The sequence below is a fragment of the Paraburkholderia sp. IW21 genome, assembly GCF_041321145.1.
In the GTDB taxonomy this organism is placed as follows: domain Bacteria; phylum Pseudomonadota; class Gammaproteobacteria; order Burkholderiales; family Burkholderiaceae; genus Paraburkholderia.
Genome location: NZ_JBGGWA010000013.1, coordinates 138,129 through 150,913, shown reverse-complemented (window position 1 = coordinate 150,913; position 12,785 = coordinate 138,129). Strand labels below are relative to the sequence as shown.

At 60.7% G+C, this 12,785-nt stretch carries 10 protein-coding genes and 1 pseudogene; 9 read left to right on the top strand and 2 right to left on the bottom strand.

The genetic code is table 11. The annotated features are described in order from the left end of the window. Window positions 1–537: 537 nt before the first annotated feature. The 4 genes from ACAX43_RS27130 (at window position 538) to ACAX43_RS27115 (ending at window position 4,551) form a co-directional block, all read left to right on the top strand. On the top strand, window positions 538–1,374 hold the full coding sequence (locus tag ACAX43_RS27130; RefSeq protein WP_370711482.1) for a cytochrome c: 837 nt from the start codon (window positions 538–540) through the stop codon (window positions 1,372–1,374). Window positions 1,375–1,965: 591 nt separating this feature from the next. Continuing rightward, a complete protein-coding gene (locus ACAX43_RS27125; protein ID WP_370711481.1) occupies window positions 1,966–2,574 on the top strand; it encodes a TetR/AcrR family transcriptional regulator in 609 nt (202 codons plus the stop codon). 193 nt (window positions 2,575–2,767) lie between these two features. Further along, the gene (locus ACAX43_RS27120; RefSeq protein ID WP_370711480.1) at window positions 2,768–4,075 is read left to right on the top strand and encodes a nucleotide disphospho-sugar-binding domain-containing protein; all 1,308 of its coding nucleotides are present in this window, start codon (window positions 2,768–2,770) and stop codon (window positions 4,073–4,075) included. 104 nt (window positions 4,076–4,179) lie between these two features. Further along, window positions 4,180–4,551 (top strand): hypothetical protein, encoded by a 372-nt coding sequence (locus tag ACAX43_RS27115; protein ID WP_370711479.1) that lies wholly within the window; start codon window positions 4,180–4,182, stop codon window positions 4,549–4,551. 55 nt (window positions 4,552–4,606) lie between these two features. Here ACAX43_RS27115 and ACAX43_RS27110 read toward each other — a convergent pair whose 3' ends face one another. Then, window positions 4,607–4,762, bottom strand: a complete 156-nt coding sequence (locus tag ACAX43_RS27110) for a hypothetical protein (RefSeq protein ID WP_370711478.1) — start codon at window positions 4,760–4,762, stop codon at window positions 4,607–4,609. A 1,149-nt stretch (window positions 4,763–5,911) separates the two neighbouring features. Here ACAX43_RS27110 and ACAX43_RS27105 point away from each other — a divergent pair. From ACAX43_RS27105 to ACAX43_RS27095, 3 genes and pseudogenes are all read left to right on the top strand, one after another. Beyond that, the gene (locus tag ACAX43_RS27105) at window positions 5,912–6,127 is read left to right on the top strand and encodes a hypothetical protein (protein ID WP_370711477.1); all 216 of its coding nucleotides are present in this window, start codon (window positions 5,912–5,914) and stop codon (window positions 6,125–6,127) included. Between the two features lie 187 nt (window positions 6,128–6,314). Beyond that, a pseudogene (locus tag ACAX43_RS27100) lies at window positions 6,315–6,530 on the top strand (IS5/IS1182 family transposase); the annotation flags it as partial. Between the two features lie 470 nt (window positions 6,531–7,000). After that, window positions 7,001–8,095 (top strand): DUF1571 domain-containing protein, encoded by a 1,095-nt coding sequence (locus tag ACAX43_RS27095; protein WP_370711476.1) that lies wholly within the window; start codon window positions 7,001–7,003, stop codon window positions 8,093–8,095. A 419-nt stretch (window positions 8,096–8,514) separates the two neighbouring features. Here the strand turns inward: ACAX43_RS27095 and ACAX43_RS27090 are convergent, their stop codons facing one another. Then, window positions 8,515–9,561: a LacI family DNA-binding transcriptional regulator gene (locus ACAX43_RS27090; RefSeq protein WP_370711475.1), complete on the bottom strand. Its 1,047-nt coding sequence runs from the start codon at window positions 9,559–9,561 to the stop codon at window positions 8,515–8,517. A gap of 303 nt (window positions 9,562–9,864) precedes the next feature. Here ACAX43_RS27090 and ACAX43_RS27085 point away from each other — a divergent pair, with 303 nt between their 5' ends. Together ACAX43_RS27085 and ACAX43_RS27080 are read left to right on the top strand one after the other, a co-directional pair. After that, window positions 9,865–11,241 carry a uracil-xanthine permease family protein gene (locus tag ACAX43_RS27085; protein ID WP_370711474.1) on the top strand — a complete coding sequence of 459 codons (1,377 nt, stop codon included), beginning with the start codon at window positions 9,865–9,867 and terminating at the stop codon, window positions 11,239–11,241. Window positions 11,242–11,268: 27 nt separating this feature from the next. Then, a complete protein-coding gene (locus tag ACAX43_RS27080) occupies window positions 11,269–12,732 on the top strand; it encodes an amidohydrolase family protein (RefSeq protein ID WP_370711473.1) in 1,464 nt (487 codons plus the stop codon). The last annotated feature ends 53 nt before the right edge of the window (window positions 12,733–12,785 follow it).

Here is a 12,785-nt window from a genome sequence, read left to right as displayed (position 1 = left end):
GCAGTTCACCGCCGCGACGTCTTCGTCCTTTGATCAGATCCAGCACTTCAGTCTGCATGGTATGCCCTTTCAAGGTGTCCACCAAACGTCAGTAAGATCAGACGGGAGCCCTTGGTTTTTCTGGCAAGCGGACACCCGCGTTAAGGTGCTGCGCGGCCTCGGTGGCAATTCGGGACCGTCCGGGGACTTGGCCGCCGCCGAAGACGCGGTCGACCGTCGGACCGAGGAAGCTGTCATTGAAGGGGACCCGGTTCCAGTGGCCGGAGCGTTGCGGGCCCGGCCCGCGAACGTGGTGCGATTGCAGCTGCAATGATGTCAAGCGAGGCGGAAAAGCAAGATAGACTCGTGAGGGGATTCGCATCTCACGGCTTCATTCGCTGATCGGTTCGCACAGACATCACGCGCGCGCTACCGACGATTCGCCACCGCTGACATAATCCGCTCACCGGTGCCGAATGGATTCGCGTCCTGTCTTTCCCGGCGGCTTCGGCGATTTTGCCGCCGACGTGGCCGGCAACAACACTGCACGGAGGACAAATGTCGAAACGCGTGCTGTTTGCGGTTTTGCTGCTGACGCTTGGCGCGATCGAGGATTGTGCGGCCGCGCAGCCCATGATCAACCTTACGATTGGCAGCAAGACCCAGTCGTTTAGCCAGGCGCAGTTGCTGGCGCGGCCGGACGCTGCCGAGATTCACGTTCCGCAAGATGTCGCCTATGGTACGTCAGTGACCTACCGCGCAGTGCCGCTGGCCGACCTGCTCGACGCTACGGCGTTACCTGCGGACAGCGTGATCGAGGCACGTGCGACGGACGGTTTCGCCGCGCAACTGCCGATGGACCTCGTGCGCAACCGTGATCCCGCGACCGCCGTCGCATGGCTCGCGGTGGAGGACCCGGCGCAGCCGTGGCCCAAGCTGCCGGGCAAGCCGGTCAGCGCGGGACCGTTCTACCTGGTCTGGGTCGGCAGGGGAGCGGCCTCCGTTCGCAGCGAGCAATGGCCTTACCAGATCGCTCAACTTGCTACGCAACCATCTCCATCCGCTCGCTGGCCGGTGCTCGCCGTCGATCCGGCACTGCCGGCAACCGATCCGATCCGCGCGGGCCAAAGCCTGTTCATCACTCAGTGTCTCGCCTGTCATCGGCTCAACCACGCGGGCAGCGCGGACACCGGCCCCGACCTCAACGTGCCAATGAATCCAGTCGAGTACTTCCAGCCCGCTGCATTGCGCCGCTACATTCGCAATCCGGCATCGGTTCGAGACTGGCCCGGCAGGACTATGCCCGCTTTCCCGCAGACCCAGCTGAGCGATCGCGAGATCGATCTGATCGTCGCTTATCTAGCGTACATGGCCCCGCGGAAGGTTGGACAGTAACCCATACGGGCTAAGGTTTGGACGTTGCGAACTAGTCTTTCACCGGCCTGTGCAAAGTGGAATTTTTTCCGTCATGCGGGCGCTGGGTCGGCTGCAGCCGGCCATCAAGAGTCGCTCGTCCGCGTGCCTTCGGCGATCGAAGAAGCGCTTTTTTCGGACGTTGCCTTCGTAAGTGGCAAGCGTGTGAATTCCGCTGACCAGCGCCGCAGTGTGTTGCCACATTCCTTAACTCGGACTGAAGACACACAGTTCTCCCCTGGGTGCGTCGAGCGGGAGTTTGATGAAACACGTCTTTTTCATGGCCGTGATTACGCGAGCAGCGCGTGCGAGTTGCCGTGGGTCAGTTTCAGGGCACCGGTCTCCGGGCAAGACCCAGAAGCTGCCGCCAGTGGGGCCCAGACGATCACCCGGTCGCCGGCCGGCGGGTGACGCCGGCAGCCATTCAGACGGGTCAGGAAAGCGCCGCGCCGCGATGAAAAATGCGACGATCCAGCAACGACAAATGGCCACTTCCGTAGCAACTGATTCCGGCATAGCAAGTCCGGAAGTTTCGGGATTGATTTCCCGATAGTTCATGTTACTATGACTTACATGAAATCACGCGAAATCGTTCAACGTTCCGATGACGGGCGGATGTATAAGCAGGTCGCCCGTGCCGAAGCTGCTGCCGCCACACATGAGCGTATCGTCAGGGCATTCCTCGACATGGCGGTGCAGCGCTGGTATGACGAAATAACCCTTGCTGACGTCGCACGCGCGTCGGGAGTGACGGTGCAAACGGTGATTCGTCGGTTTGGCAGCAAGGAGCAGTTGTTTGAGGCCGCGAGCAAACAGTTTCACGACGACGTTGTCGCGCGACGCAAACCGCATATCGAGACTGTCGACGGTGCCATTGATGCGCTGGTCGATGACTACGAAGTCGCAGGCGACATGCTCGTGCGCACGCTGGCCTTGGAAGAGCGCTTCGCTATCCTGAAAGGGACTCTTGACAACGGTCGAAAGGGACACCGTACGTGGGTTGAGCAGACGTTTAGTCGCGAGCTCGCGCAACGGAAGACTGCGGCCAGAGAGTCGTTGGTACGGAAACTTATAACCGTCACTGATGTGTACGTGTGGAAACTGTTGCGCCGGGATATGGGGCTTACTTCCAAGGCCACTGGCCAGGAGATACTCGCCTTGGTTAGGGGCGTGCTGCACTGACATGCTTTGTGGTCAAGTCTCGAGACCAAGGAGATCAAGCGTTGCGCCCCACCCAAGTGAGACAAATGCAAACCCGAGGCCATTGCAATTTTAAAGCATGAGCAACCGATACGTCCATTGACGAAATACCAATAGAGTGAAGGCGACAATTCATGCCTTCTCAACGTTTCCTTAATACACATAGGAATCCAAAATGAAGTTTAGTGAAGCGCAGCCTGAATTTCTATTTACGGTCTGGGAGGGAGGAGGCGCCATTCCGCCCGCTCTTGGCACAGCACGGCGCCTGCTGGGTACTGGGGCACGGGTGCGCGTGATGAGTGACGCATGCAATCGAGAAGAAGTGGAACGACAGGGACTCGAATTCATTGCATGGTCCCGGGCAACGAGTCGCCCCAATAAATCGCCCGATACGGACCCTATCCGGGATTGGGAAATCACCCAACCGCTGCAGATAATCGACAGACTCTGTGAGCGCCTTATTTTCGGCCCCGCGGTGGCTTATGCCCAAGATACGCTGGACGAGGTCGCGCGCCGCCCAGCCGATGTTGTCGTTACCAGTGAGCTGTTGTTTGGTCCGATGATGGCTGCTGAAGTCGCTGGCTGTAAATTGGCCTTGCTCACCGCGAATCTGTGGCTCTATCCCACGTTGCGAGGCGTGCCACCTGCCGGACCGGGTTTTGCACCTGCGACATGCGAGGCCGAAAGAGAACGCGACCTCGAAGTTCGGCGCACAACGACCGGCGTGTTCGATGCATACTTGCCCGTCCTCAACCGCGCCCGAAAAACGCTCAGTCTGGCGCCACTAAATAGCATCTTTGACCAACTGAATCGAGCAGATTGCACCCTCCTGGGTACCAGTGCGGCCTTCGATTTCAGCGTGGAGGAACTGCCTGAGTCGTTTCACTACGTCGGCCCCCAGCTCGATGAACCCGGTTGGGTAGATGCCTGGGAGTCACCGTGGCCGGCTGCAGATTCACGCCCCCTGGTGTTAGTCGCCTTCAGCACCACCTTCCAGAATCAGGGAACAACACTGCAGCGCGTAATCGACGCGTTGACCTCGCTGCCGGTGCGCGGTGTTGTCACCCTGGGGGAGGGATTCGACGGCACGGGCGTTCGATGCACCGAGAAGGTCGTCGTGCGACGCAGTGCACCGCACGATGAATTGATGCAACGTGCATCGCTTGTCGTTACACATGGCGGTCACGGGACAGTCATGCGCGCGCTTTCAGCTGGCGTGCCAATGCTTTGTCTGCCCATGGGCAGAGACCAACGCGACAATGCGGCCCGGGTGACAATCAGAGGCGCGGGACTGATGCTGGAACCGTCGGCATCGACCAATGAAATCGCCAGTGCTGTCGAACAGTTACTGTCCGCCCCAGCTTTCAGGCTGGCATCGGGGAAACTTGGCACCCGGATTCGCGCGGAGTCCGATGGCAAGCTGGCGGCTCAGACCCTGTATGCACTCGCGCGCAGAAGTCTGCTGACGCCAACGACTCACTAAAGCAACTTCTTCACATAAAGCGCGCGATTCTTTTCGTCGCGCACTTCTCGGGAGACTTCCATGAGCAGTCTTGCAATTCCTGTTGGTACATCAACGTCGGTCCGGTGGAACTGATTTGGCTCAGGCTATCAGTGATATACCTGATGCTCGGCGTAGCGGCCGGCATCGCGATCGGCGCGACGCAGCATTTTGAGTTGCATCCGATTCACGCGCACATAAATCTCCTCGGTTGGGCGGTGCCGGCAATCGTGGGCCTTACCTATACGCTCTTCCCTCGTGCAGCCAATAGTTGGCTCGGACTCGCACAGTTCTGGCTGCATAATATTGGTGCCCCGCTAATGTTAGCGTCACTCACCTTTTTCCTGACCGGTCACCCGGGTGCACTGTCCTTTCTCGAGATTGGTGAACTGATAGTCGCGTTAGGTGTGGTTGCCTACCTTCTGAATGTTTTTGTATACGTTGGCCGGAGCAATTAATTGGTATCCCGTGATTTCAGGTTACGACGGTAGCGTGATCTAGACGTGAAAAGGACTAGCGGTCAGCGACCCAGTTTTCCAGAATGCCGCCGCCAGTGAGGGTTCCGACGGCCGAGGGGAGAAACGCGTCGACGAACACCTTGGCCGCGGCGTCCTGACCAACCACGGCGACGTCGAGGGTGCAGGCCTCAAGCAGCAGTTCCGCCTTCACACCCGCCGTGTTGCAGACTCCCCTGCGCCGTCTCGCGCACCGCCGGCTCGAGATCCTTTGCATAGAACGCCTGCTTGGGCGCTCCCCGTCCGATCTCCTCCGGCGTTGCACACCGACAACATCGACGCCTCCGCAGACACGCGCCAGCTGTCGGCAAAGCAGTGATAGAACTCGTCGAAGTTGAAGGGGTTCGTCAGGATGGGTAGGAGCATACGAGCCGATCAGGACCGCCGCCTTGCAACAAAGCGCATCTTCAGGACTACCCATCAAGGCTTTTGTTGCACCTCCGTCGCGCTGTCTGCGAGGCCAAGAAAATATAGGGTTTACCTCAATTAAAAGAGCCGAAACGGATGCCGTAATACAGATGGATTCAATTCGTACCGTGTCTGGGGCCGGACATGCAAAAGCAAACGTTTGCCCGAGCGCTGTGGCTAGCGTTGCTCCCGAAACTTGTCAATCTAACTGCCGCAAGGGGCTTCGACGCATGGTTGCTGCGTCAGGTGCACCGGCCTCGCAGTGCGTCGGCATCAAGGCGTGGCGGCGGCATTTAAGGCGGTGCAGGAAGCGCGCTGTTACTGGTTTGGGTTGGCAGGAATGTGAGCCCGCTGAGGATAGTTCAACATGTTCGACGCCGAGATCGCCGCGACGCTCCCTGGACCGGTGGAACCGCAAACGACCGTGCCCGGCAGGCGAGCCATCGCTGGAGCTCTTGCGGAAAGGCAAGCACACGTCAGGCGTGAAGACGGCGATGTCGCAGGTGACACTACCGCAGACAGGTGTCTTCGCGTTGAATGCCTGGTGTTCTCTTGGCAACTCCCGTCTCTTGCGCGTCCGATGTGGATGGGCAACGCGGCTGGACACCTCGACGGCTGCGGTGCCTGACCGAAGGAATGAAATGAACGCGCGCCTTAGCATCTTCCCAACCCTTAGTCTCGTTCTGCGTTGGCTCGGTGTCCTCGCTTACGTCGTGCTGGCGATATGGCTCAATTACGGATAACGGGTGTTGGGTCGCAGTCCGTGCCTGATCGCGGTCGATTTACACATTCTGATTTAGGGAATGGGCTGGCATCCGAGCAGGCGTCGACTCCGCAAAGAGCGACAGCCGATGTGACATTCCGGGTTTTCAGAAGATCAACGAGGGAGACAGGCGTGAATACGGTAAAGACCGACATTGAACAGATTGAGAAGGCGCTGAAAGCGCTGGTTCGTCTCCCGCAACTTATCCGGCGCGACTACTGGATATCGCGGATTGACTGCCTGCTGATACATCCCAAGCTCTCGGCGCAGGACCGGAATCGATTATCTGCGCTGGTTGAACTGCTCGGGACCACGGTCGCGGAATGTGATGTCCCGGTCTCGCAGTGACTGGGCCGTCACGTCGGCTGATTACCCGCAGTGTCCGGGCGATCGTGCTTTCGAACGCGACCATCGAGCCTTTGGAAATTGCAAGTCCGGTGAGCCGAAATATGCACCGTGATATACGAACTGGCTCTCGACCGACGGGCGAAGGATATCGTGTTCATGATCTTTGGCAGTGGAAACGATGCGCGGAATGGATGAGATGCAGGAACCCCTGTTCACGACAGTCAAGCTGGAGGACTTCGTCCCAGCTGATCACCCGCTGCGACCGATCCGGTTGCTGGTGAATGATGCGTTGAAACGGCTCAACGGGCTGTCTAGTGTCATCTACGCGGACACCGGCCGGGCTTCGATTGCGCCCGGGAAGCTGATGCGGGCACTGCTGTTGCAGGTGGCCGACCGCGTGAGAAGGAGTTCCCCATGATCGAATCTTGGGGTGGCATGGTCGTCGGAGTATTCGTACACCCAATTGCGGCGACACCGACCGTTGGTCACTATCGCCGCAGAACATCTGCGCGCGGCTGCTAAACGGATGAACCTCATCATTATGACGGGGCCGCATATAGGGCACGGGAGCTTTTCGAGCCACGGGGCACGATCATCATATGTCGGGCGGGACTGTCAGGCGCTCCCCCGATGAGCGTCACTGCTCGGCAATACGCTTCAGGCCGAAGAAAATCAGCGTGGTCCGGAGAACGCACGGACCGCATCAGGATGAGTCTGTTACTGGCTCACTTACCCTAGCCGGCCCGACGAATCGCGTCGCGCGACAGACGATTTGGTCTTTGAACGGGCCGTCATAAATTGTTCAGGATTGTAGGATGCCTGCCCTTGCCATCGATCGGTCGCTGCCATATGACATAAGGAGCGAGTTCGCCGATGACTTCCATGAGCAGGTCGACATCGCCGAGACGTCGCACTTGTGCTCGAAAGCTGATCGCGAAACGGGCGGGGCGTTCAAGGTTCATGTGGGAAGGCAGTGGATCGTGCTTGCCTCGCGGTCTCAATGAAAAATCGGTCGATCCGAGGTGCCCCATGCTGCGTGTCGCCAAGACGTTAACAAAGTCGCGCGCCGCAGGGTTCGCGAGGCTCGCATCCCTAGCGCTCGCATCGGCTGCGATGATTGTCGCGCCGGGGCATGCCGGGGAGGCGCCGAGACCCGTGGGCCATCGAGCGCCCGGAAATCAGTCACCCGTCGCGATCACCCAGGTATCGAGTCTTCCTGTGGAGCGTCAGATAGTCTGGCTAAGCTGGGCCGCCCGAAGTGGGGAGCTCGAAAGATTGGACGACGGGCAACTGATCGAACTCTTTCGAGCGCTCGCGCCCGACACGCTGCCTCGATATGTGCAAACGGGCAGCGCGCGCTACCAGGAATACGAGTTCCAGACCTTCAGCCAGCAACGGGTTAAAGGCAAGTGGCAGACGGAGCCGGCTCACATGCTGGTCCGCTATCGTCAGAAGCCGCGGCAAGTCTACGTTAAGTGGCTGGCCGACGGCAGGAACGCCGGGCAGGAAATGATTTATGACGAGAAGAAGGATCCGGATCGGTTTTACGCGCATCCGGGTGGGATCCTCAACCTCGTTTCACTGTGGGTGCCAATCAATGGCGCTCGCGTCAAGGCACAGTCGAACCATACCGTGCGCGAACTGGGCATAGACCATGTCACGGATCTGTTTCTGGCTGAGCTAAAGAAGTATCGCGCGGCAGGCGTCGAGCAGCCCTCGAAGATTGAAGTGCTGAACGATCACGGTGCGCGCATAGTAGCGTTCACGTGGGAGACACCTAACGGACGGCCCGACTTCTATGCAAAGAAGGAGCGGCTCGGCCTCGACTTGCGGCAACCTTTTTTTCGTACGAGCGAAGCGTGGGACAACGATCTCGAACTCTTCGAGAAGTTTTCATTCACCGATGTGACGCCGAAACGTTTCGACGACTCGGTATTCGATGCAAAGAATCCGGAGTACAGGTTTTGAGGGGGCGCCGCTATCGGCCATTCCGACGGCGGGAGAGCGGCTCGAACGCTTCCCGCCGCCGAGCCGTATTGTCCGGTGCAAAGGAAACGAGATCAGCCGGGAATATTCCATCGTATTTAAACGCGGTGTTACTCACGGTCATCCGGTTGCGTTCGGTTCATTCGCACTAGCCATCGCGGCGCTGAATGCACTTGCCGGCGGCCGCGGCGTGGATCCTGGGGCTCGTCATCCGTATCTCTGTGACCAATGAAGACTATCGCAATGAGTGGCACGACTGTGGAAGAAAAGATCGTGGGCGGGGGTACGAACTCTGGTCAACTGGACGGCGACCTGGAAGGGTGCGCGGACGGGTGCTGGCGCACAGTGAAATGCCTGGATCGAAAAAGTTTGCAGCGGTTCCCGATGCTGTCCAGCCCACATCAGACCGCGGATGGCGCGGGTGCGACCGAAGATTCTCGAATCACCAGTTCCGGCCTCGACGGCACGACACAATGGCGCGCGTCCCGGTTGCCGCCCAGGTGGTCGAACAGCAGGGCGACCGCCTGCGAAGCCACGTCGTCGAGATGAAGATCAACCGCGGTCAGGGGCGGGCGGCAGCTTCTTGCCCGGGTCCCATCGTAGCGCGTCACAACCCTCACGTCGTACGGCACCTGTCGTCTCGCCTCAAGCAGAGCCTGTACCGCCCCAACGGCAAATGCATCGACAAGTGCGCACAGTCCGTCGATCTGGGGATGTCCCCGGAGCAATGCGTTACATGCATCCTGGCCCGCTGCCTCGCCGCCCGACTCATCCGCTACCGCGATGATCGGCTGCATGCCATGTTCGGCGCAGAACGTCTGGTAACACGCCCGGGACTCAATGTACGAATTGCGCTGCTGCGCGCCGATCAGCAAGGCGATGTGCCGGCAGCCCTGGTCCTTCAGATGGCGTAGCAATAACTCTGCGGTCGCCGATGAATGGATGTCCACGTAGGGCACCGCATCGTTTGCCGGCTGACGTCCGAGACAAACGACCGGCAGTCCCCGTTCCTGCAGGTGGGCCACATTCGCATCGTCAGCGGTGGGCTCGATCACGATCGCGCCGTCGATGTCGAGCTGCTCCAGCGGCAACCGGCCGGCCATCAGGGGCGGCACCAGTACGAGCGCAAGGCCGCGGGTCAAGGCGGTAGCGGCGGCCACGGCGGCCACTTCCATCAGGAACCCGAGACGTGAGGCGCCGCCGGCGATTTCGAACGGCATTGAGGAGATCAGCGCAATCGTTCGGGCTTCCCCCGTGCGCAGCCGTTGGGCCCTGACGCTCGGACGGTAGCCAAGCACACGGGCAGCTTCTTTCACCCGTTCACGCGTTCGCGCGTCGACGTAACCCTTGCCGTTCAGCGCGTGCGAAACCGTCGTGGTGGAAACCCCTGCGGCGCGGGCGACGTCGGCAATCGTTGGCCGCTGCCTCGTCGGCGCTGGAATCTGCATGTTTGCTCCTCTCGATTGACGTCCCGGATCCCGTCATGGCGACAGAGACCTGAAGCTCGGCTGCGGAGGCCCGCAGCTCAGCGTCGGGGCCGCACCTATCGGCCCCACCAGTTCAATAAATAATCCATCTTGACAACGTCATTTTCGCGTCCCATTCTACAATAGCAAATCGATTTGGGACGTTGCCATTTTTTTTAAACTAGCCCCAAATCGATTTGGGGTTGCAGGCCACCATCGCATCCGGATACCGGAGCAACCCGACAGGAGCGCGACGCTCCGTCGGGAAACAGGAGACATATCACCATGACGAACACCCAGCCGGTTCACGCTGTCGACGAGCGTTTGCCATACCTCAAACTTGTCCTGTTCGGACTGCAGCACGTCCTGGTCGTGGCCGCTTCGCCGATCACGGCGGTTTTCCTGGTCGCCAAGGCGCTCGGACTGTCGTCCGGGCTGACCGTGGATCTGATCAGCGCCACCTTTCTCGTGTGCGGCCTAGGCACGTTGCTGCAGTCGTTCGGTCCGCTCAAATTTGGTGCCCGCCTGCCATTCATCATGGTGCCCGGCGGAGCGCCGGTCGTGCTGTTCGTCCTTATCGGGCAACAGACCAATCTGCAGACGGCAACTGGCGCGGTGATCCTGACGGGCCTGTTCTACTTCCTGCTGCTCCCGGTCTTTGCGCGCTGCCTGCGATTCTTCCCGCGTATCGTGATCGGCACGATGCTGATTCTGGTCGCCGCCAACCTCATCAAGATTTACGGCGTCGTCATTGTCGGCCGCCCCGGCACGGCCGACTTTGCGAGTCCGCTCGCGATCGGGCTGGCACTCGCGACCGTCGCCTTTACGGTCCTGTTCGCCAAGCTTTTCAAGGGCATGCTCGGACAGCTCGCGGTACTGCTCGGCCTGCTCGCCGGGGCCGTACTTTCCGCCGCGCTGGGCCTGATGAACTTCACAGGCGTCTGGCATGGTGCCTTCATCACGATGCCCACGCCGCTGCCGTTTGGCATGCCTCATTTCGACGTCCTTGCGTCGCTTCCGTTGCTGATTTTCAGCGTGATCTCGATGGCTGAAGCGACGGGCCAGACCGTGGCGATCGCTGAGGTGGTGGGCAAGGAAATCGATCCGGCCGTCACGGTCCCGCGGACGATCCGCGGGGATGCGCTGATGTCCTTGCTGGGCGGGCTGTTTGGCACGTCACTGATCATCACCAGCAGCGAGAACATCGGCATCGTCCAGGCGACCGGCATACGGTCCCGCTTCGTGACCGCCGCTGCTGGCTTCATCCTGATTATCATCGCGCTGCTCGCGCCCCTGGGCCGTCTGGCCAACGCGATTCCCGCCGCCGTCGTTGGGGGCACCGCACTGATCGTGTTTTCGATCATCGGCGTCATGGGCATCAACCTGCTTCGCCAGGTCGACCTTCGCTCGCGCGCCAACATGTACACCCTTGCCGCGGCTCTGACGATGGGTTTCCTGCCGATCGTCGTGCCCGGTGTCTACAGCCGCTTTCCCTCCACGCTCCAGATTGTGCTCGGCAATGGCCTCGCCATGGGCGCGCTGACGGCGGTGATCGTCAACATCGTATTCGAACACCTGCACCTGAACTGGCGCGTGCGGGACGCCGCGAACCCAGCCAGGCATCTCGAAGCTGGGGTCAACGAAAACCATTCCTGCCATTAACCACGCTCCTTTTTCCCGAAAACGCCCATGTACACCCAGACCTCCAATAGTCACCCGCAGATCCCGACACGCACTGATCTGTCTGCAGACGAACTCCTGTTGCTGCCGGAGTACCTGCTGCTGGCAGACGGACCGGTACGCGGACACGGCGCTGTCATCGCCAACGGAACATTTCTCGATGTCGACCGGGCCGAAGCCCTGATCGCGCGCTACCCGCACCTGACCCCGCTCAGACTGCCGGGCAAACTGGTCATGCCAGGCTTCATTGATGCACATCATCACCTCACACAGTCATTTGGCAAGGCGCTTGCGTTTGGCGAACCATCGGAGATCTATCGCCGCATCTGGGTGCCGCTGGAGAACTGTCTGGACGAGAACCTGTTGTACCTGTCAGCCAAGCTGGCCGCGCTGGAAGCGTTGCGCGGCGGCTTCACCACGGTCTGCGACGCCGGCACGCGCGCGAGTGGCGATGCCACGACCATCGCAGCGGCCACGCAGGAGGTCGGTATTCGCTGTGTGCTCGGCCTGATATGCAACGATCTGGCCGACGACATTGACGCCCGGGAACGCGCGGCCATTGGCGGGCGCGCACGCAAGCACCTTTCGCGCTGGGAAGGTCACTCGCTCGTGCATCCGTCGCTGGCCATTTCGGTACCCGAAGCGGGATCGGACGGGATGCTGCAGGCGGTCGCCGCACTCTGTGCGGACGCAGGCGCAGCCTTCCAGACGCATGCCAACGAGCACCTGGCTTCGGTCGAGCGATCAATCGTCCGGCGCAAAATGCGCCCGATCGAGCATCTTCACTACGCCGGTGCGCTCGGTCCGCAAACCCTGATCGCACACGCGACACTGGTCACGCCTGCGGAACTGAACCTGCTGCGCGACACCGGAACGGCGGTCAGCTACAACCCGGTCGCCAGTTCGTGGAAAGGCAACGCGGTGGCACCGGCCATGCAGATGGCAGCGCTCGGCATCCGGTTCGGACTGGGTACCGATGGCACGCGCAGCGACGCTTTCCGGCTGCTCGACGCTGCGGAAACCGCGCAGCGCTTCGCGTTTGGCCTCGCGACGGGCGACTCGGCCTGCGGTGCCGGCGACCTCTGGCTTGACCACGCCCTGCGCGGGGGCGCCAATGCGCTGCGCCTGGATGCGCTGACCGGTGACATCGCACCGGGTAAGGCTGCTGACTTTCTGCTGGTCGACATCGACGTGCCGGAAATGCGGCCTTCCTGGAATCTCAGGTGGGAACTGGTCCGGCTGGCCAGTCGCAGTCAGATCGACGCGGTGTTTGTTGCGGGGCGGCTGCGTCTCTGGGAGGGCTGGCCACTCGACTGGGACGCACGCGCTTTCCTGAAGGAGGTCGATGAAGTGGCCGCCGACGTCGTGGCACGTGCCCCGATCCAGCGGGTTCATGCCGCCTCGCAGCCCGCTGTGGACACGCGAGGTGGCTTTGCCACGCAGCAGGCCGCGAACGTCACCGCAGGCCGGTAGCTGTAGCGCCCGCCTGATCATGCCCGCAAACAACTTTCCTACTCTTTGTCGAG

Excerpts from the sequence above, each read along its gene's own strand:
- ACAX43_RS27090 (WP_370711475.1), bottom strand. The coding sequence starts at position 9,561 with ATGCAGATTCCAGCGCCGACGAGGCAGCGGCCAACGATTGCCGACGTC.
- ACAX43_RS27125 (WP_370711481.1), top strand. The coding sequence starts at position 1,966 with ATGAAATCACGCGAAATCGTTCAACGTTCCGATGACGGGCGGATGTAT.
- ACAX43_RS27085 (WP_370711474.1), top strand. The coding sequence starts at position 9,865 with ATGACGAACACCCAGCCGGTTCACGCTGTCGACGAGCGTTTGCCATAC.
- ACAX43_RS27130 (WP_370711482.1), top strand. The coding sequence starts at position 538 with ATGTCGAAACGCGTGCTGTTTGCGGTTTTGCTGCTGACGCTTGGCGCG.
- ACAX43_RS27120 (WP_370711480.1), top strand. The coding sequence starts at position 2,768 with ATGAAGTTTAGTGAAGCGCAGCCTGAATTTCTATTTACGGTCTGGGAG.
- ACAX43_RS27095 (WP_370711476.1), top strand. The coding sequence starts at position 7,001 with ATGACTTCCATGAGCAGGTCGACATCGCCGAGACGTCGCACTTGTGCT.
- ACAX43_RS27080 (WP_370711473.1), top strand. The coding sequence starts at position 11,269 with ATGTACACCCAGACCTCCAATAGTCACCCGCAGATCCCGACACGCACT.